This is a genomic window from Rhizobium sp. BT03 (assembly GCF_030053155.1).
GTDB lineage: Bacteria > Pseudomonadota > Alphaproteobacteria > Rhizobiales > Rhizobiaceae > Rhizobium.
This window is the reverse complement of the sequence record NZ_CP125640.1, coordinates 3,990,066-4,006,778: the sequence shown is the minus strand read 5'-3', so window position 1 is coordinate 4,006,778 and position 16,713 is coordinate 3,990,066. Positions and strand designations below refer to the sequence as shown.

Below are 16,713 nucleotides of genomic sequence, written 5' to 3'. Positions count from 1 at the left end.
TCGCGTTTTTTGTCACCTATGTCTTTTGAAATCAGACAGATCGTCGGATTTCGTCATCGCCACGAATAAGCCGCAACAAATGCCGCGCCGCGCCGCAATTCGGTCGCGAGCGCGCCGAGATCGAAGCCGCATCATTCTCTCATCCGAAATTGGTTATTGAGGGTATGCCAATGTTTCTGGAAGATGAATATGCCATAGGGCGCATCCGCGCGCGCCGAATTTCCATTTCATTTCTTGTCGCCGTCACCGCCTTTGTCGCCTGTGTCACGGCGATGCTGGGGCTTGCCTCCACCGCCCGCGCCGAGACGCAGCAGGCATCCGGCCAACTCGTGGCCTTGGTCCGGCCGAACGACGTCAACAGCGGCTCGCTGCTCTTCCCGTCGAAGGAGCCGGGCTTTTATGTCGAAGCGCCGCGGCTGAAGACCGATGTCGCCATCGATGTCTCCGGCCCCGTCGCCAGGGTGAGGGTGACGCAGCGTTTCCAGAACCCGAGCAAGGGCTGGGTCGAGGGCACCTACGTCTTCCCGCTGCCGGACAATTCCGCCGTCGACGCGCTGAAGATGCAGATCGGCGAACGCTTCATCGAAGGCCAGATCAAGCCGCGCCAGGAAGCCCGCGAGATCTACGAGCAGGCCAAGGCCGAGGGCAAGAAGACGGCGCTGCTCGAACAGCAGCGGCCGAACATCTTCACCAACCAGGTCGCCAATATCGGGCCTGACGAAGAGATCGTCGTGCAGATCGAATATCAGGAGACGGTCCACCAGTCGGGCGGCGAGTTCTCGCTGCGCTTCCCGATGGTCGTCGCCCCGCGCTACAATCCGGCACCGATCGTCCAGACCGTCGAGTTCAACAACGGCGCCGGTTTCGCCACGCCGCGCGATCCGGTGGAAAACCGCGAGAAGATCGAAGCGCCGGTGCTCGATCCGCGCGAGAACGCCAGGATCAATCCGGTTTCGCTGACCGTCGACCTCAAGGCCGGCTTCGTGCTCGGCGACGTCAAATCCTCCTTCCACGAGGTCGATATCCGCCAGGACGGCGACCAGGCGAGAACGATCAGCCTAAAGGGGGACGCCGTTCCCGCCGACAAGGATTTCGAGCTTATCTGGAAGGCTGCTCCGGGCAAGACGCCGAGTGCCGGCCTCTTCCGTGAAGTCAAGGACGGCAAGACCTATCTGCTCGCCTTCGTCACTCCGCCCACGGCGCCGGATGCAGCAACGCCACCGGCCAAACGCGAAGTGGTCTTCGTCATCGACAATTCCGGTTCCATGTCCGGCCCGTCGATCGAGCAGGCAAGGCAGAGCCTGGCCCTTGCTATTTCCAAGTTGAACCCCGACGACCGCTTCAACGTCATCCGTTTCGACGACACGATGACCGACTATTTCAAGGGCCTCGTCGCCGCCACCCCTGACAACCGCGAAAAGGCGATCGCCTATGTCAGGGGCCTGACTGCCGACGGCGGCACGGAAATGCTGCCCGCTCTTGAGGATGCGCTGCGCAATCAGGGACCGGTCGCGACCGGGGCACTGCGCCAGGTCGTGTTCCTGACCGATGGTGCGATCGGCAACGAACAGCAGCTCTTCCAGGAAATCACCGCAAACCGCGGCGATGCCCGCGTCTTCACCGTCGGCATCGGCTCGGCGCCGAACACCTATTTCATGACCAAGGCCGCCGAAATCGGCCGCGGGACCTTCACTCAGATCGGCTCGGCCGATCAGGTGGCAAGCCGCATGGGCGAGCTTTTCGCCAAGCTGCAGAACCCCGCCATGACCGATATATCAGCGCATTTCGAAGGCATCGCAGCCGAGGACATCACGCCGAACCCGATGCCGGACCTTTATAGCGGCGAACCCGTCGTTCTCACCGCGCAACTGCCTGCGGACAAGCCCGCCGGCAAGCTTGAGATCGTCGGCAAGACAGGCGACCAGCCCTGGCGCGTCGAAATGGATATCGCCAATGCCGCCGACGGCAGCGGCATCTCCAAGCTCTGGGCGCGGCGCAAGATCGACGATTTCGAAGCCCGCGCCTATGAGCGTCAGGATCCGGCCGGGCTCGACAAGGATATCGAGACGGTGGCGCTCGCCCACCATCTCGTCTCCCGCCTCACCAGCCTCGTCGCCGTCGACGTCACCCCGTCTCGGCCGGCCGGCGAGCCGCTCGGCTCGGCGAAGCTGCCGCTCAACCTGCCCGAGGGCTGGGACTTCGATAAGGTCTTCGGCGAAAACATTGTTCCTCCCGGCGGCGGAGAACGTCATGGCGCCGTTACCCCTGCAGGAAACGCCGGACCGCAGCAGGGCGCGGCCGGAACAGGGGATCTCGCCGTGTCGCCTGAGATCGCAAACATGATGGCCGCAGCCCCGACCGCCAAGGCCGCGACGATGATCGCGCAGAAAAGCTCGACCGTGAACCTGCCGCAGACCGCGACGCGCGCCGACGAGCAGATCATCCGCGGGCTTACCATGCTGCTCCTGGCGCTGACGGCCGCAAGCGGGCTCGCCGTCTGGCGCCGGCGCATCAAGCGCCTGATCGCGGTCGGAGCCAAATCAAATGGCCTCTAGGCTCCTAGCAAGCCGGAACGAGGAAGCGGCCGACTTCGAGCCGCTTCCGACCTATCTGGAACTCGCCATGGCCGCCGCCATGGCCCACGACCGGCCGAAGGCGCGCCAGAGAAAGGGTTTCTTCCTTTGGCGTCTTTCCTCGATCGAGAAAGCGATCGCCGTTGCCATTGCCGGCCTCGCGCTTTACGGCTTGGCGCTGATCGGCGACGGCTTCCTGCTGAAGGCGAAGGCGGAGCTCTCCCAGATCCTGCTGAAACGCGCCTTCGCCGCGGAACTTGAGGGCCAGGAGACAAAACCCTGGCCCTGGGCGGATTTCACCACGGAGGCCAAAGTGCGGGCACCGCGCCTCGGCAAGGAGGCGATCGTGCTTTCCGGCGCTTCCGGCGAAGCTCTCGCCTTTGGTCCTGCCTGGCTCGCCAACACGCCGCAGCCAGGCGATGAAGGCACCGCTGTTATCGCCGCCCATCGCGACACCCACTTTCGCTGGCTGCAATACATAAAGCCGGGCGACACCATCGAAGTCACCCGCCGCGACGGCAAGGTCCTGACCTTCAAGGCCGGCGAAGGCCGCATCGCTCCCTGGGATGCCAGCGGCATCGATCCCGCCTCCGATGGCCGCCACCTGGTGCTGACCACCTGCTGGCCCTTCGACGCGACCGAACGCGGGCCGCTGCGCTACATCCTGGAAGCCGAACTGGTCGATGGACAAGCGACCGGTTCCGTTCAACCGGCAAACACAAAGCCGTTATTGCAGGCCGAATGAGGGTTGAACCCCTCCCCCGTCCGCTCCAGGTTTGACGCTGGAGAGACGACGGGGATACAAGATGAAGAGACTGTCCGCCTTCCATTTCGCCGCAGCGCTGGTCTTGCTCGGCACCGCATCGGCTGATGCCGCCGATACGGTCAATACACAAGGCCCCACGGTCCGTGTCGAAAAGCTCGCCGACGGGCTCGACCATCCCTGGGCGGTCGAGGTGTTGCCCGACGGCGCCTACCTCGTTACCGAGCGGCCGGGCCGCATGCGCATCATCCGCGACGGCAAGGTCTCCGACCCGATTGGCGGCGTGCCCAAGGTCAGCGCCCGCGGCCAGGGCGGCCTGATGGACGTTGCGCTCGCTCCGGACTTTGCGACATCGAGAAAGCTCTATTTCACCGCCGCAATCGCCAATGGACAGGGCTCCGGCACCGAGGCCTTCAGCGCCACGCTTTCCGCCGACGAGAAGGTTCTCGATGCCGTGACACCTGTTTTCACCATGCGGCGCTTCACCTCGGGCAATATCCAGTACGGCTCGCGCATCGCCATTGCCCGCGACGGTTCGCTGTTCATCAGCGTCGGCGACCGCGGCGACCGCGACCGCTCGCAGGACTGGCGGGACGATGCCGGCTCGATCATCCACATCAATGCCGACGGCAGTATCCCGGCCGACAATCCGGTCAAGGACGGCGGCAAGGCGCTGCCGGAAATCTGGTCGAAAGGCCACCGCAACCCGCAGGGCATCACCTTCGATACCATGGACGGCAAACTCTATACCGTCGAACACGGCGCGCGCGGCGGCGACGAGATCAATGAGCCCGAGGCGGGCAAGAATTACGGCTGGCCGATCATCACCTACGGCCGTGATTATTCCGGTGCCGAGATCGGCGAAGGCACCGCCAAAAAGGGGCTGGAACAGCCGCTGCATTACTGGGATCCATCGATCGCCCCCGGCGCGCTCACCGTCTATCGCGGCGCCATGTTTCCGGAATGGGACGGCAATTTCCTCGTCGCAGCGCTGAAGTTCCAGCTGCTCTCGCGCATGCAGCGCGACGAGAGCGGCGTCTTCGTCGCCGAGGAACGCCTGTTCGAGGGCGAATACGGCCGCATCCGCGATGTCATCGTCGCGCCCGATGGCGCGCTGCTGATGGTGACGGATGAGGATAACGGTGCGCTGCTCAGGGTTTCGCGCGCCGAGGCCAATAACGGCTGAAAGATCACAAAGCCCCGCGCAGCTCCTTGCGGATGACGAATTTCAGCCCGGACCAAATCTCGTCGACGGCGCAGACCTTGACGTCGACAAGGCCGGTCGGAAGGAGGGTCTCTCGCAGCACGTCCTCGGTGATATCGGTCGGCACCCGCGAACTCTTTTTCGGCCAGGAGATCCAGAGCATGCCGTCCGGCTTGAGAACACCGAAGAGTTTAACCGCGACAGCCTCCAGCGCAGCGCGTTCGGTCACAAACAGATGCACATAGTCGAACGTCCGCCGAGGCGTCTCCGGAAGCGCAAGAGTGACCGAGGCAAAACCCTCGAAGCCATGGATGTCGCCAATCGTTTCGGGAACGCCGAGAAGAGCAACCGCCTGCCCACGTCCAAGGCCGAGCTTGCTGGCGAGCGGCCCGCCTGAATATCCTGCCGGCCCCGGACGTCGCTGCCGCATCGCCGGCCAGCCGGCTTTCTTCGTGTCGCATCCTGTCATCTCCGCCGATAGGCATGAGTCTTCACCCTTGCCTGGAGGAAACGCAACGGCTAACCGCTCGGGCGCACCCTTTCCCATCGAGGCCGACATGACGCGCGCCCAGGCGAACCTCCTGCTATTGCTCGCAGCCGCCATCTGGGGCGGCGGCTTCGTTGCCCAGTCGACGGCGATGAAGGCGATCGGCCCCTTCTGGTTTATCGCCCTGCGTTTTGCCGTCGCCACGCTGGCCGTTCTGCCTTTCGTCGTTTTTGAAGCGCGCAAATCCAAGGCGAAGACAAGCGCACGCCATGCGAAACTCTATATCCTCACCGGCCTTGCCCTCTTCAGCGGCGCAGTCACGCAGCAGGTGGGGCTGCAGACCACGACTGTGACGAATTCCAGTTTCATCACCGGCCTCTATGTCGTCTTCGTGCCGCTGATTGCCGTGTTCTTCCTGCGCCGCGCCCCGCATTGGATCATCTGGCCGGGCGCGCTGATGGCCGTCGCCGGTATCTATCTCCTGTCCGGCGGCCATCTCTCGGCGCTCACATCAGGCGATCTCCTGACCGTCGGCTGCGCCGTCTTCTGGGCAATCCAGATCACCCTTGCCGGCACGACCGTTTCTGCGACCGGAAGGCCGCTCGCGCTCTCGGCCACGCAATTCGCCGTCACCGCGGTCTGCGCGCTCGCGATGGCCGCAGCCTTCGAACCGATCACCCTATCGGCGATATGGACGGCAGGACCCGAGATCCTCTATGTCGGCATCTTCTCCTCGGGCCTGGCCTTCGTGCTGCAGGTGATCGCCCAGCGTTACACCACGCCCTCGCAGGCCGCGATCTTCCTCTCCTCCGAAGCGCTTTTCGGCGCCTCGCTCGCAGCCCTGCTGCTCGGCGAGACGATGCCGGCCACCGGTTATGCAGGTTGCGCGCTCATGTTTATCGCTATGCTTGTAGTCGAACTCGTACCCGGATTCGCTCGGCGACGCCTGCCAGCCACCTGAACACGCGTCCAAATATGGGCGAATGGCGTCTTTTAAAAATTTTTGTCGGAACCGAAAAGACGCGTTCACGTTGCACTTTTGGGAAAATCTGCTCGAAATTTATATTGCAGACGATATAAAACGTTAATCATTCCCTATCGGCGAAGGAAATTTTGCGTTTTTGCGCAAATTGGATATCCGGGCAGCCGTGCCTCGAACGACACGGCAAAAAACTTTTGCTTGCCAAAATTCGTTTAACGCAGCACTCTCAGCGCGTTCGGGCATTTTGCGAGCATGGGAAGTCCTTAAGTATTTGCGCGCCGGGAACGCCAATTATCCCGGTCAGCCGGTTCCGAAAATGGCGGGCGAAAGTCCTGCCTGGAGCAGGCCGAGGTAGAGGGGACCTTTTTCTCACATTTCAAGAATTGCCTGCCAACGCCTCCCGCAAGGAGGCAATGCTATGATGCTGCCCGTGTGGATGGCGGGCAGAGAGAAAAGGACCTGACGCATGGCAGAGACTGGCACTGTAAAATTCTTCAATACCGACAAAGGCTTCGGCTTCATCAAGCCGGACCGGGGCGGCGCCGATATCTTCGTTCACATTTCTGCCGTTCAAGCCTCCGGGCTGGCCGGTCTGACGGAAAATCAGAAGGTAAGCTTCGACACGGAGCCGGATCGCCGCGGCAAGGGCCCCAAGGCCGTCAATCTGCAGATTGCGGGCTGAACCCTTAACAAGGCTGTCGAATTCGAGTTGAAGCCCGGCAGCAATGCCGGGTTTTGTCGTTCAGCCTTCGTTCAGCTACCGATCTATAGGACTATCATCATCGAGAAAGGAACCGGCGTTCGGTTCCCGGGATTAGGACTTTATGCTTATGAACAGGCTCGCCAAAACTCTTCTGCTGACGGCAACGGCTGCCGCACTCACGCTTTCCGCCATCGGCGAGGCATCGGCCCGCGACCGTCATTGGCGCCATCACAACGGCAACGATGCTCTCGTCGGCGGCGCCGTCGGTCTCGCGACCGGCCTGATCGTCGGCTCGGCCATCGCCAGTGCCAATAATGGTCCTGTTTACGAAGAGCGCCGCTATATCGACCCGGCCTACGAGCCGGATTATTACGAGCCGGCTCCGGTCTACCGCGCTCCGCGCCGAGTCTATGTCGAGCAGCCGCAATATGTCGAACAGCCGCGCTACTATGCGCCGGCCCGCGCCGCCGTGGAGCCCTGGTCGCCGCAATGGGAGCGTTACTGCTCCTACCGCTACCGCTCCTTCGACCCGCGCAGCGGCACCTATATCGGCAATGACGGCCGCAGCCATTTCTGCACCGCCGGCTGATCTCTCTTCATCGCTGATGCCGAGCGCCGCTTTTTAGCGGCGCTTTCTTTTGCCCATCCGTCGGCCGATTTTCTCAAAGGGTCTCGGCATCGGGCTCGAAATCGGTCGAGACGCTGACTGCGCGCCATTCCCGATCGGCTTCGATACGCGCGGCATCGGCTTTCTCAACATTGCTGACCGCATCGCTGCCAAGCAGCAACCGGAACGGCGGCTGATCCAGACCGGCGATATGGATAATAACCGCGGCGGCCTTGGCGGGATCGCCCGGCTGGCGGCCATTATACTCACGCTGGAAGCGCACGGTAGCGCCGACCGTCTCCGCATAGTCCTGCCGCCCTTCGGCAAGCACCGTCGAGGCGCCGGCGAAATCGGTTCTAAAGCCGCCGGGCTCGATCACCGTCACCTTGATGCCGAATGGCGCGACCTCTTTCGACAGCACCTCGGAAAAGCCCTCGACAGCAAATTTCGCCGCCGAATAGGCGCCGCGCCCGGCAGGCCCGATACGGCCGCCGACGGATGAGAACTGGATGATGTGCCCCGCCCCCTGCCCGCGCATCAGGGCGATGACCGCCTTGGTCATGATTATCGTGCCGAACAGGTTGGCCTCGATCTGTGCCCGGAAATCGGCGAGACTGGTATCTTCGATCGAGGAAACATTGCCGTAGCCGGCATTGTTGACGAGCACGTCGATACGCCCGAACCTCTTCACGCCAGCCTCGACCGCCACTGCTGCCGCCGTCTCGTCGGTCACATCGAGCGCTATCGTCAGCACCTGGCCGCCATACCGCTCGGAGAGATCGGCAAGGCGGGCCGGATCGCGCGCCGTCGCCACCAGATTGTCGCCGGAGGCCAAAACCGCCTCCGCCAGCGCCCGGCCGAGACCGCGCGAACTTCCTGTAATCAACCAGACCCTGGACATCGGAAACCTTTCCCTTCTTTGGTTTCCGGCTGATGTATGGTCTACTGTATCCAATCGAAAGAAGGTACCCCGACGATCTATACACACCTTGAGGTAACTGACATGACCGGCGACATGTTCGACTTCTGCTGCTCCATGACGGACGAACAGGATGCGCGCGCCCGCGAACTGATCGAGCGCGCCGCGGCGAAATGGCCGCTACGCATCCTGCATGTGCTCGCCGATGCCGGTGCACCCTTACGCTTCTCGCGCCTCATGGAGAGGGTCGAGGGCATCAGCCAGAAAGTGCTGACGCAGACGCTGCGCACCCTCGAAAGAGACGGTCTCATCATCCGCACCCTCTATCCGCAAGTGCCGCCGCGCGTCGAATATGAGTTGACGCCGCTCGGACGCGACCTCCTCATGCAGGTTGCCGCCCTCTGGCGTTGGATCGTCGAACGTTTGGGCGATTTCGATGCGCGCAAGGCCGTGAAGCTGACCGTGACAGGCGTTTAGGCCGGAATGCGGATCGTTGCCCTGAGCCCGCCGAGCGGGCTGTCGCTGAGGGTGACATTGCCGCCGTGGCTGCGGGCGATGTCGCGGGCGATCGCCAGGCCGAGGCCGGTGCCCGACGCGTCGAGGTTGCGCGCCGCATCCAGCCGGAAGAACGGTTTGAACACATCCTCGCGGTTCTTTTCCGGAATGCCCGGCCCGTCATCGTCGAAGATGACCGTCAACCATTTGGCACTGTGCTTGGCCTCGATGTCGAGCCTGCCGGCATAACGGCGCGCATTCGAGGCAAGATTGGTGACGAGACGCATGAAAGCGTTCGGCCTGACGGATATGTCGTCATCGCCTTCGATCGAATAGCTGAATGTCTTGCCGTGCAGGGCGAAATCGGATTCCAGCTTTGCGAAGACCTCGCTGAGTTTCAGCTCGCCGACATCCTCTTCGACCTCGCCGCGTGCGAAGGCCGTATAGGCCTCCAGCATGGCCTGCATATCGTCGACGTCGTCGTTCAGCCCATGCAGGTCGGGATTATCGCCAGCCAGCGCCAGCTGCAGTTTGAAGCGGGTGAGGATGGTGCGCAGATCATGGCTGACGCCGGAGAGCATGGCGGTGCGCTGCTCGATCTGCCGCTCGATTCGCTCGCGCATCAGGATGAAGGCAAGGCCGGCGCGCCGGACCTCGTCGGCGCCGCGCGGATAGAAATTGTCTGGCCTCTGCCCCTTGCCGAAGCTTTCGGCCGCGCGCGCCAAGGTCAGGATCGGCCGGATCTGCCCGCGCAGGAAGAGGATCGAGATGCCGATCAGCACCAGCGAGGTGCCGACCATCCAGACGATGAAGATATGCGTGTTCGAGGCATAGGTCTGGCTGCGCTTGGTCAGCACCCTGAGGATCTTGTTGTCGAGCTTGATGCGGATCTCGACGAGGTTCGAATTGCCGACCGTGTCGATCCAGAAAGGCCGGTGGATCTCGTCGGTGATCTCGTCGCTGAGGATGCCGTCGAGGATCGAGAAGAACGGCTTGACGCGCGGCGGCGGCAGGTCGCCGTCCGGCTCGATCGAGATCTGCAGGCTGAGCTGGTCGCGGGCGATGCGAACGATCTCGCTATAGTCCGAATTCTGCGGGTAGGTCTCGATGATCTCGATGATCGCGGCAATGTCGCGGGTGACGGCGAGCGACAGCCGCTCCGTCACCATCTGCCAGTGGCGCTCCATGAAGACGGCGGCGACGACCGATTGCAGCAGCACCATCGGAATGATGATGATCAGCAGCGAGCGGGCGTAAAGCCCGGTCGGCAGCCGCCGGCGCAACCAGCGGACGATCGAGCGCCAACCGGGCGCAGAACTGCGGTCTTCCCGCCGCAAGCTGTCGATCGTCACCATCAGCGCCGGTCCTGGCCTCTATCCTTGGATCTAAAGCGCGTCGCGATCTTTCAGATTCGCTCCTTGCGCCTTAGGTCTTTGTTTTTCCGCATGTCGTTGCCGCAAAACCGCTGCACAGTTTTGCGCGGCATGCTTTAGTCGATGCTCAGCCTGTATCCAATGCCGCGCACGGTCTGCAGCCAGACGGGATTGGCCGGATCATCCTCGATCTTACGCCGCAGCCGGTTGATCTGCACGTCGATCGTCCGCTCGCCGACCTCGGTGTCGTTGCCGATCAGTTCGTGACGGGGGATCGTGTCGCCGGCGCGCCGTGCAAAGAGCAGCATGATCTCCTGCTCGCGGTCGGTGAGCCGGATCACCTCGCTGGCTTTCTTCAGCTCCTTGCGGGTCAGCGAGAAGGTGTAGGGCCCGAACATCACCTGTTCGATCTTCGGCCCTTCGCCACCGGCATTGCGACGCAGAATGTTGTTGATGCGCAGCACCAGTTCGCGCGGGTCGAAAGGCTTGGAAAGATAGTCGTCGGCGCCGGCCTCGAGGCCTTCGATGCGGTTGCCCGATTCCGCCAGCGCCGTCAGCATGATGATCGGCACGTTCTTGATGGCGCGAAGCCCGCGGGTGACCTCGATGCCGGATTCGCCGGGCATCATCACATCCATGATGATCAGGTCGAAATCGAGACCCGTGAGCTTGCGCTGCGCCTCGGCGCCGTCGGCGGCGACGGTGACGCGGAAGCCATTCTCGGCGAGATAGCGATTGAGCAGCGCGCGGATGCGCGAGTCGTCATCGACCACCAGCAGATGCGCCGCATCGTCGGAAATACCTGTCTTGACCGCCATTCAATCCGCCTTCTGTCTGTCCCGCATGCCTCTAAGGAAAGCTTTTACGCCCTCCCGCACCTCCGCAGAAGCCCCTTCGAATGCCCGCTCAATGCGGCGCGATTGCGGCTCGGCAAGGGCAAGCGCCAGCTCTCGTCCCGATTTCGTCGGATAAAGCTTGCGCTGCCGCCGGTCCTCTGGACCTGCCACCTGGCGAATATAGCCTGAATCGATCAGCTGTTTCAGCACTCTTGCAAGGCTCTGCTTGGTGATCTTCAGCGTATCGAGAAGATCGGCCACCGTCATGCCGGGGTTACGGTTGACGAAATGCACGACGCGGTGATGGGCCCGGCCGAAGCCGCTCGTTTCGAGGATGGCGTCAGGATCGGAAACGAAGTCGCGATAGGCGAAGAAGAACAGCTCGATGATCTCGAAATCGATGATGTCGGTATCTTCCATCGGCGTGGCCAGCGGCTCTGGCTTGCCTGTTTTCGGGCCGGTCTGTCGTGACACGCGGCATTCCTTTCTCTTCCCGCCCCCGCGGGAAACGCACGGACTCTCATTTCCTCAGCATTTCCTGGAAACCAAGGCCCGCCCGGCACTCCGACGCAATACGCGATTTCCCCTTGCGTCTGTGGATAAAACGTAATGGGGACAACAATCAACAGGCATGGCGCCTGAAGCGCCGGAGGAGACTGGGGATGGCTTCAGTTCCTTTTGACCAGTTGGACGGGGAAATATGGTTCAACGTCGCCGTCGCCATCTGGCAATGGGGCAGCTATTTCAACCCGGCCGAGAAGCTGAAGAGCATCCGGCCGACACCGGATTGCTTCCTGAACGACATCGGCCGCCAGACCGTCATCGAACTCGCCAAAACGCCGGTGCTTCCTCACCAGCTCGGCTGCTGAGGTGACGCGGGTTGCGAAATCGGCCCGCTTCGCTTCCCGCCGTCCACGATTTCCGAAACGCTGATGAACGACTCCATGAAGGAGGTCTATCCGGCAGCGGTCGCCGCCGGATAAGATCCTTCACGTGATCGGCCGGGCAATTCAAAGCGTTACGGCGCCGCACAGCTAAAAAGACGTGCGGCGCTAAGCTGAACGCCCGCCGGGCATTTACCGATGCGCCCGTGCCATGACCAGTCCGGCGAGCGTCGAGAGAATGCCGCCGCCGATCAGACCGCCGATGCCGTCGGCGATCAGGCCGGTCATAGCCGCTTCCCCACCGACCATGCCGAGCAGCATGCCGCCGGCGATACCGCCGATCGCACCTGCGATCGTACGGGCGACGACATTGATCGCTTGCTGCTTCAAGGCGACGCTCGCGGCATTGCCACCGATGGCACCGGCAATCAATTGGATGACGAGCGGAAGTAGCGCTTCCATGACTTTCCTCCTGTGGCGATCTCCCCGATCGCCGTTATACGCCGAACCTTCGGCATATTAGTATTTTATCATATTAAGAAGGAAAGCGTTAAGAAAAAATCAACCCATGCGGGAGGCAAGGGGAGAAGGGAACGGGCTGGAAACGAGGCGGCCAGCCGACCGCCTCATTGTATTTTTACCGGTTACATCACTGATAAACGTAGACGATCCGGCGTGTACCGGGATCGACCAGTACCGGCCGGTCGTTGATCCTCGTATAGCGGTATTCGTAATCCGGGATCGACTGGAAGGTAACATCGGCGGGCACCTCCGCGCCGACGACGACATCGCCGCCGAGCTGCACCGTCTGGCCGGGATTGGTTTCGATATAGGTGCGGACCGTCTCCGGCGGGGTGATGGTCTCGACGGCTCCGACCGGGCCGAGCAGCTCGTCGCCGGGCGCCGGCTGCGGGTCAGCCGGAACGACGCTGGCGGTCGATTCATAGGTCACGACGGGAACGCCGATTTCGGCGCGGTTCTGTTCGACGATGACCGGTGTGCCGCCGCGGTCGACCTGCAGATAATCGGCATAGACCCAGCCGCGCATACCGTTGACGTCGACGCGGCACCAGCGGCTGCCTTCGATGCAGCCGTCGAGCACCGCGGTCGAACCGCGGGTGGCAAGACCGACCGCCGGATATTGCGGGCCCGGGCCGGCGCGGACGTTGAGATCGTTGACGGTCGTCGCCATCATCTCCGCCTGCGCCAGACCGCCGCTCGCCAAGAGCACGGCTCCAGCCAATAGAATGTTTCTCTTCAAGGTCATCTGAGCGTCTCCTTGGTTTCGATGGGCGGACAACGCGCGGCGTTCCACGATGTTCCCACCCACTCCGGAGCGCGAAAAACCAGTTGCAAGGCGCCGCTCACAAACCATTGAAGACGTTGAAGAAAACAAGAGTTTTTCGGCCTTTGGCGACAGCGTCGCAAGGCATAAATTCTTGTTGCAGCCCGTCTTTTTGCCGTGAGGCGGGCAGCAGACACGGAAGATTCCGGCTGTCCTTGACGCGGTTTCGGACTATACCCGGGGCATCCGAGACACCAAGCGAGGCACTTATGGGCATGCTCCAGGCCGGCATCATTCCGGTGACACCCTTCCAGCAGAACTGCACGATCTTCTTCGATCCCGAGACCAAGGAAGGCGTCGTCGTCGATCCCGGCGGCGACGTGCCGCTCATCCTGCAGGCGATCGCGCAAAACGGCTTGATCATCAAGGAAATCTGGCTGACGCACGGCCATCTCGACCATGCCGGCGGCGCCAGCGAGCTGAAGGAAGCCCTCGGCATCGACGTGGTCGGCCCGCATCAGGACGACCTGCCGCTGCTGCAGCAGATCGAGACCCAGGCCGAAAAATACGGCATATCGGGCTTGCGCAACGTCGTACCCGACCGCTGGCTGAAGGATGGCGACAAGATCTCTTTCGGCGTCCACGAATTCGAAGTCTATCATGCGCCCGGTCATGCCCCCGGCCACGTCATCTATTTCAACCGTGCGCAGAATTTCGCCCATCTCGGCGACGTGCTGTTCAACGGCTCAATCGGCCGCACCGACCTGCCGGGCGGCAATCATCAGCAGCTTCTCGATTCGATCCGGGACAAGGTGCTGCCGCTCGGCGACGACGTCGGCTTCATCTGCGGCCACGGACCCGGCAGCCGCATCGGCGACGAGCGGCGCAGCAATCCATTTCTGCAGGAAATCAAGCCGCGTTGAGCATCCGGCTCGGGCAAATCAGGCTGCTGGCAAACCAATGCAAAACCCGCGGCGTCACCCTCGGCCTTGTGCCGAGGGTCTACGCACGTCAAAGCAAGCACCTGAAAATAAACGATTTTCTGCCCAGAAATTGCGATGATCAAATGCTTGGCACAAGGCCGAGCATGAGAGCTTGTCAACGAATTGCTGTGAGCGCTCGCTCACATCATCTTCTTGCCGTTCGGCACCGGCTGTTCGACGGCCGTAAGCACGATTGCGCCGTTCTCGTCCTCGAATCCCAGCGTCAGCACTTCCGAGCGAACCGGCCCGATCTGGCGCGGCGGAAAATTGACGACGCCGAGCACCTGCCGGCCGATCAGGCTTTCCGGCGTGTAGTGCACGGTGATCTGTGCCGAGGATTTCTTGATGCCGATCTCGGGGCCGAAGTCGATGACCAGCTTGTATGCCGGCTTGCGCGCTTCCGGAAAGGGACTGGCCTCGATAATCGTGCCGACGCGAATGTCGACACGCTCGAAATCGGCGTAAGTGATCTCTTCGGCCATGCGGATCTCCCTCAGCCGGCCAGTTCCTCGGCCCGCTTGCGCGCCGCCGCAAGGGCCGCGTCGAACAGAGGCTGCATGCCGTCTTCCGCCATCAGCACGGCGAGTGCCGCCGCCGTCGTGCCTCCAGGAGAGGTCACATTCTGCCGCAGGCGCGAAGCGTCGTCGGGGGACTGGTGCAAGAGTTCACCAGCCCCCGCGACTGTTTCCCGCGCAAGACGCATGGCGAGGTCCGCCTGCAGGCCGAGTTTGCGGCCTGCCTCCGCCATACATTCGACGAGATAGAACACATAGGCAGGACCACTGCCCGACAGCGCCGTCACGGCATCGATATCGGCCTCCGCGGGCACCCATTCCACCGGACCCGAGACGCTGAGAAGGGAATGGACACGCTCGCGCTGCTGATTGCTGACCGCTGAATTGGCAAAGGCGCCGGTAACGCCGCGCCCGACCATGGCCGGCGTATTCGGCATGGCCCGCACCATGGCGGCTTTGCGCAGATGTTTCTCGAGGAAACCGAGCGTCTTGCCGGCCGCCACCGAGACGACCACCGTTTGCGGCCCGACGGCGCTTTTCACCGCCGGCAGCACCGCCTCCATCACCTGCGGCTTGACCGCGAGAAACAGCACGCCTGCCTTCAAATCCGCGGGAATCGCGACCAAATGTGTCGCCCCCGCCTCGCTGATCGTCGCCAGCATCGCCGGCGACGGGCCGGGATCGACGACGATGACGGCCGAGCCCGGCACGCCGCTTTTCAGCCAGCCGGAGAGCATCGCCCCGCCCATGTTTCCGGCGCCGATCAGAACGACGGGATTTGTCGAGGAGAAAGCGTTCGCGGGCATCTTATGCCTCACCGACTGTTTCGAACAACACGGCTTCCATCGCCTTCGTCGCGTCCATGCCGGACCAGACGACGAACTGGAATGCCTGGAAATAGGCTTCGCAGGTATCGAGCGCGCTGGAAAGCAGCACTTCCACCTGGCGGTTGGTGGGCTCCGCACCGCCGGCCAGCAGCAGCGACTGCCGGAAGATGACGACATCTTCCTGGCGCCAGAGGTCGAAATGCCCCATCAGCACCTGCCCGTTGATCGCCGAGAGCAGCTTGACCACCTCGTTGACCCTGATGTCGGGAACTTTGATATCGAAGGCGCAGCCAAGGTGCAGCGCCTCGAATTCCTCCATCCAGGAGAAGGAGACGTGGTAGTCCGTCCAGCGACCCTCGACCGTCATCGCGATCTCGTCCTCGCCGGACCGTTCGAACGACCAGTCGTTGTTGGAGGCAACGTACTCGATCATATCGACCGGGTTCGACTGACGCTCGACTTCCAATTCCATCAGGTTCATGCAGCACCTTCTTGACCGGAACGAATGCGACCTAACTTGGTGTACGAACACAAGAAAGACACACGCAAATACCGGAACCACCACTCGGATGATCGTTGAACCGCTGCCAGACTTAACGCAGATAACCTGCCCGGAGCTTACCAAGTCGCTTCGAATCATCATTTAAAATCAGTGTATAATGCCCCTTGCCACCTGCCAGCCCCCTGAGGGGAAAATAGGCCGGCCCACTGTGGAAAGGCTCTTCGAAATTCAATTCAGAAGGGAGAATAAGCGACTCTGCGAATTGGCTTTTTTGGCAGTGTCCACAGGTGGAAAACTCCACCTGAATTTTTTGTGACGGATGCGGCGTGTGGCATGAAGGCAACGCCGCATCTCACTCACATCGAGACTTTAAAGCATGCCGCGCAAAGTGTTCAGCGGTTTGCGCGGCACGCGGAAGACAAAGACCTGAGGCGCAAGGCGCGAATCTGAAAGATTGCGACGCGGATCAGTGCCCCTCGCCGGCAAGCCTCGCTTCGAGCGCCGCGATGCGGGCGGCAAGCGCCTCGTTCTCGTCGCGCGCCTTGATCGCCATTTCGCGCACGGCCTCGAACTCCTCGCGCTTGACGATATCCATGCTGTTCAGCCAACGCTCGGCCTGGGCGTTGAAGGCGGTTTCGATCTCCTTGCGGACGCCCTGGGCAGCACCGGCCGCATCGGTCATCAGCTTGGCGAATTCGTCCATGATGCGGTTCGTTCCGGTCGTCATGGCGTTTTTCTCCCTTCGCATGAGGTGGATTTCAGCCCTTCGGGGCCT

General features: G+C 62.1%; 19 protein-coding genes and 2 pseudogenes. 10 read left to right on the top strand and 11 right to left on the bottom strand.

The window, feature by feature from the left end; genetic code table 11:
- The first annotated feature begins 170 nt into the window (after window positions 1–170).
- From QMO80_RS19475 to QMO80_RS19465, 3 genes are all read left to right on the top strand, one after another.
- Window positions 171–2,555: a marine proteobacterial sortase target protein gene (locus tag QMO80_RS19475; protein WP_283197964.1), complete on the top strand. Its 2,385-nt coding sequence runs from the start codon at window positions 171–173 to the stop codon at window positions 2,553–2,555.
- Window positions 2,545–3,318 (top strand): class GN sortase, encoded by a 774-nt coding sequence (locus QMO80_RS19470; protein WP_283197963.1) that lies wholly within the window; start codon window positions 2,545–2,547, stop codon window positions 3,316–3,318. The genes QMO80_RS19475 and QMO80_RS19470 overlap by 11 nt, the downstream gene beginning before the upstream one ends.
- 61 nt (window positions 3,319–3,379) lie before the next feature.
- Window positions 3,380–4,522 (top strand): PQQ-dependent sugar dehydrogenase, encoded by a 1,143-nt coding sequence (locus tag QMO80_RS19465; RefSeq protein WP_283197962.1) that lies wholly within the window; start codon window positions 3,380–3,382, stop codon window positions 4,520–4,522.
- Between the two features lie 4 nt (window positions 4,523–4,526).
- Here the strand turns inward: QMO80_RS19465 and QMO80_RS19460 are convergent.
- A pseudogene (locus QMO80_RS19460) lies at window positions 4,527–5,001 on the bottom strand (DUF3052 domain-containing protein).
- 96 nt (window positions 5,002–5,097) lie between these two features.
- On the opposite strand from QMO80_RS19460, the gene QMO80_RS19455 reads away from it, so the two are divergent.
- From QMO80_RS19455 to QMO80_RS19445, 3 genes are all read left to right on the top strand, one after another.
- The gene (locus QMO80_RS19455; protein WP_283197961.1) at window positions 5,098–5,988 is read left to right on the top strand and encodes a DMT family transporter; all 891 of its coding nucleotides are present in this window, start codon (window positions 5,098–5,100) and stop codon (window positions 5,986–5,988) included.
- 487 nt (window positions 5,989–6,475) lie between these two features.
- Window positions 6,476–6,691, top strand: coding sequence for a cold-shock protein (locus tag QMO80_RS19450; protein WP_003561293.1), 216 nt, complete (start codon window positions 6,476–6,478; stop codon window positions 6,689–6,691).
- Window positions 6,692–6,833: 142 nt separating this feature from the next.
- Window positions 6,834–7,301, top strand: coding sequence for a BA14K family protein (locus QMO80_RS19445; protein ID WP_283197960.1), 468 nt, complete (start codon window positions 6,834–6,836; stop codon window positions 7,299–7,301).
- A gap of 73 nt (window positions 7,302–7,374) precedes the next feature.
- On the opposite strand, the gene QMO80_RS19440 is transcribed toward QMO80_RS19445, so the two are convergent.
- Entirely contained in the window at window positions 7,375–8,220 is an 846-nt protein-coding gene (locus tag QMO80_RS19440) for an oxidoreductase (RefSeq protein WP_283197959.1), read from the bottom strand.
- A 36-nt stretch (window positions 8,221–8,256) separates the two neighbouring features.
- Here QMO80_RS19440 and QMO80_RS19435 point away from each other — a divergent pair, with 36 nt between their 5' ends.
- The gene (locus tag QMO80_RS19435; protein WP_283197958.1) at window positions 8,257–8,715 is read left to right on the top strand and encodes a helix-turn-helix domain-containing protein; all 459 of its coding nucleotides are present in this window, start codon (window positions 8,257–8,259) and stop codon (window positions 8,713–8,715) included.
- Here the strand turns inward: QMO80_RS19435 and QMO80_RS19430 are convergent.
- The 3 genes from QMO80_RS19430 to QMO80_RS19420 form a co-directional block, all read right to left on the bottom strand.
- The gene (locus QMO80_RS19430; protein ID WP_283197957.1) at window positions 8,712–10,088 is read right to left on the bottom strand and encodes an ATP-binding protein; all 1,377 of its coding nucleotides are present in this window, start codon (window positions 10,086–10,088) and stop codon (window positions 8,712–8,714) included. The two genes, QMO80_RS19435 and QMO80_RS19430, sit on opposite strands and share 4 nt — an antisense overlap.
- A 134-nt stretch (window positions 10,089–10,222) precedes the next feature.
- A complete protein-coding gene (locus QMO80_RS19425) occupies window positions 10,223–10,924 on the bottom strand; it encodes a response regulator (RefSeq protein WP_049736210.1) in 702 nt (233 codons plus the stop codon).
- On the bottom strand, window positions 10,925–11,416 hold the full coding sequence (locus QMO80_RS19420) for a MarR family winged helix-turn-helix transcriptional regulator (protein ID WP_003581131.1): 492 nt from the start codon (window positions 11,414–11,416) through the stop codon (window positions 10,925–10,927).
- Window positions 11,417–11,649: 233 nt separating this feature from the next.
- Here QMO80_RS19420 and QMO80_RS19415 point away from each other — a divergent pair.
- Window positions 11,650–11,925: pseudogene (locus tag QMO80_RS19415) on the top strand (hypothetical protein); the annotation flags it as partial.
- Window positions 11,926–12,018: 93 nt separating this feature from the next.
- On the opposite strand, the gene QMO80_RS19410 reads toward QMO80_RS19415, so the two are convergent.
- Together QMO80_RS19410 and QMO80_RS19405 are read right to left on the bottom strand one after the other, a co-directional pair.
- Window positions 12,019–12,288 carry a hypothetical protein gene (locus QMO80_RS19410; protein ID WP_283197956.1) on the bottom strand — a complete coding sequence of 90 codons (270 nt, stop codon included), beginning with the start codon at window positions 12,286–12,288 and terminating at the stop codon, window positions 12,019–12,021.
- Window positions 12,289–12,475: 187 nt separating this feature from the next.
- Window positions 12,476–13,093 (bottom strand): DUF1236 domain-containing protein, encoded by a 618-nt coding sequence (locus tag QMO80_RS19405; protein ID WP_184344699.1) that lies wholly within the window; start codon window positions 13,091–13,093, stop codon window positions 12,476–12,478.
- A gap of 49 nt (window positions 13,094–13,142) precedes the next feature.
- Here QMO80_RS19405 and QMO80_RS19400 point away from each other — a divergent pair, with 49 nt between their 5' ends.
- On the top strand, window positions 13,143–13,292 hold the full coding sequence (locus QMO80_RS19400; RefSeq protein ID WP_283197955.1) for a hypothetical protein: 150 nt from the start codon (window positions 13,143–13,145) through the stop codon (window positions 13,290–13,292).
- An 88-nt stretch (window positions 13,293–13,380) separates the two neighbouring features.
- Window positions 13,381–14,034, top strand: a complete 654-nt coding sequence (locus QMO80_RS19395) for an MBL fold metallo-hydrolase (protein WP_283197954.1) — start codon at window positions 13,381–13,383, stop codon at window positions 14,032–14,034.
- 200 nt (window positions 14,035–14,234) lie between these two features.
- Here QMO80_RS19395 and QMO80_RS19390 read toward each other — a convergent pair whose 3' ends face one another.
- The 4 genes from QMO80_RS19390 to QMO80_RS19375 all read right to left on the bottom strand — a co-directional run bounded on the left by QMO80_RS19390 (window position 14,235) and on the right by QMO80_RS19375 (window position 16,665).
- Window positions 14,235–14,576 carry a tRNA-binding protein gene (locus tag QMO80_RS19390; RefSeq protein WP_283197953.1) on the bottom strand — a complete coding sequence of 114 codons (342 nt, stop codon included), beginning with the start codon at window positions 14,574–14,576 and terminating at the stop codon, window positions 14,235–14,237.
- 11 nt (window positions 14,577–14,587) lie between these two features.
- On the bottom strand, window positions 14,588–15,415 hold the full coding sequence (gene proC, locus QMO80_RS19385; protein WP_283197952.1) for a pyrroline-5-carboxylate reductase: 828 nt from the start codon (window positions 15,413–15,415) through the stop codon (window positions 14,588–14,590).
- Window position 15,416: 1 nt separating this feature from the next.
- On the bottom strand, window positions 15,417–15,917 hold the full coding sequence (locus QMO80_RS19380) for a YbjN domain-containing protein (RefSeq protein ID WP_003561305.1): 501 nt from the start codon (window positions 15,915–15,917) through the stop codon (window positions 15,417–15,419).
- A 487-nt stretch (window positions 15,918–16,404) separates the two neighbouring features.
- Window positions 16,405–16,665: an accessory factor UbiK family protein gene (locus QMO80_RS19375; protein WP_003581142.1), complete on the bottom strand. Its 261-nt coding sequence runs from the start codon at window positions 16,663–16,665 to the stop codon at window positions 16,405–16,407.
- Window positions 16,666–16,713: the final 48 nt, after the last annotated feature.

Bases quoted from the DNA above. Each gene is read 5' to 3' on its own strand.
- QMO80_RS19475 (WP_283197964.1), top strand. From the start codon at position 171: ATGTTTCTGGAAGATGAATATGCCATAGGGCGCATCCGCGCGCGCCGA.
- QMO80_RS19470 (WP_283197963.1), top strand. From the start codon at position 2,545: ATGGCCTCTAGGCTCCTAGCAAGCCGGAACGAGGAAGCGGCCGACTTC.
- QMO80_RS19465 (WP_283197962.1), top strand. From the start codon at position 3,380: ATGAAGAGACTGTCCGCCTTCCATTTCGCCGCAGCGCTGGTCTTGCTC.
- QMO80_RS19455 (WP_283197961.1), top strand. From the start codon at position 5,098: ATGACGCGCGCCCAGGCGAACCTCCTGCTATTGCTCGCAGCCGCCATC.
- QMO80_RS19450 (WP_003561293.1), top strand. From the start codon at position 6,476: ATGGCAGAGACTGGCACTGTAAAATTCTTCAATACCGACAAAGGCTTC.
- QMO80_RS19445 (WP_283197960.1), top strand. From the start codon at position 6,834: ATGCTTATGAACAGGCTCGCCAAAACTCTTCTGCTGACGGCAACGGCT.
- QMO80_RS19440 (WP_283197959.1), bottom strand. From the start codon at position 8,220: ATGTCCAGGGTCTGGTTGATTACAGGAAGTTCGCGCGGTCTCGGCCGG.
- QMO80_RS19435 (WP_283197958.1), top strand. From the start codon at position 8,257: ATGGTCTACTGTATCCAATCGAAAGAAGGTACCCCGACGATCTATACA.
- QMO80_RS19430 (WP_283197957.1), bottom strand. From the start codon at position 10,088: ATGGTGACGATCGACAGCTTGCGGCGGGAAGACCGCAGTTCTGCGCCC.
- QMO80_RS19425 (WP_049736210.1), bottom strand. From the start codon at position 10,924: ATGGCGGTCAAGACAGGTATTTCCGACGATGCGGCGCATCTGCTGGTG.
- QMO80_RS19410 (WP_283197956.1), bottom strand. From the start codon at position 12,288: ATGGAAGCGCTACTTCCGCTCGTCATCCAATTGATTGCCGGTGCCATC.
- QMO80_RS19405 (WP_184344699.1), bottom strand. From the start codon at position 13,093: ATGACCTTGAAGAGAAACATTCTATTGGCTGGAGCCGTGCTCTTGGCG.
- QMO80_RS19400 (WP_283197955.1), top strand. From the start codon at position 13,143: ATGTTCCCACCCACTCCGGAGCGCGAAAAACCAGTTGCAAGGCGCCGC.
- QMO80_RS19395 (WP_283197954.1), top strand. From the start codon at position 13,381: ATGGGCATGCTCCAGGCCGGCATCATTCCGGTGACACCCTTCCAGCAG.
- QMO80_RS19390 (WP_283197953.1), bottom strand. From the start codon at position 14,576: ATGGCCGAAGAGATCACTTACGCCGATTTCGAGCGTGTCGACATTCGC.
- proC (WP_283197952.1), bottom strand. From the start codon at position 15,415: ATGCCCGCGAACGCTTTCTCCTCGACAAATCCCGTCGTTCTGATCGGC.
- QMO80_RS19380 (WP_003561305.1), bottom strand. From the start codon at position 15,917: ATGAACCTGATGGAATTGGAAGTCGAGCGTCAGTCGAACCCGGTCGAT.
- QMO80_RS19375 (WP_003581142.1), bottom strand. From the start codon at position 16,665: ATGACGACCGGAACGAACCGCATCATGGACGAATTCGCCAAGCTGATG.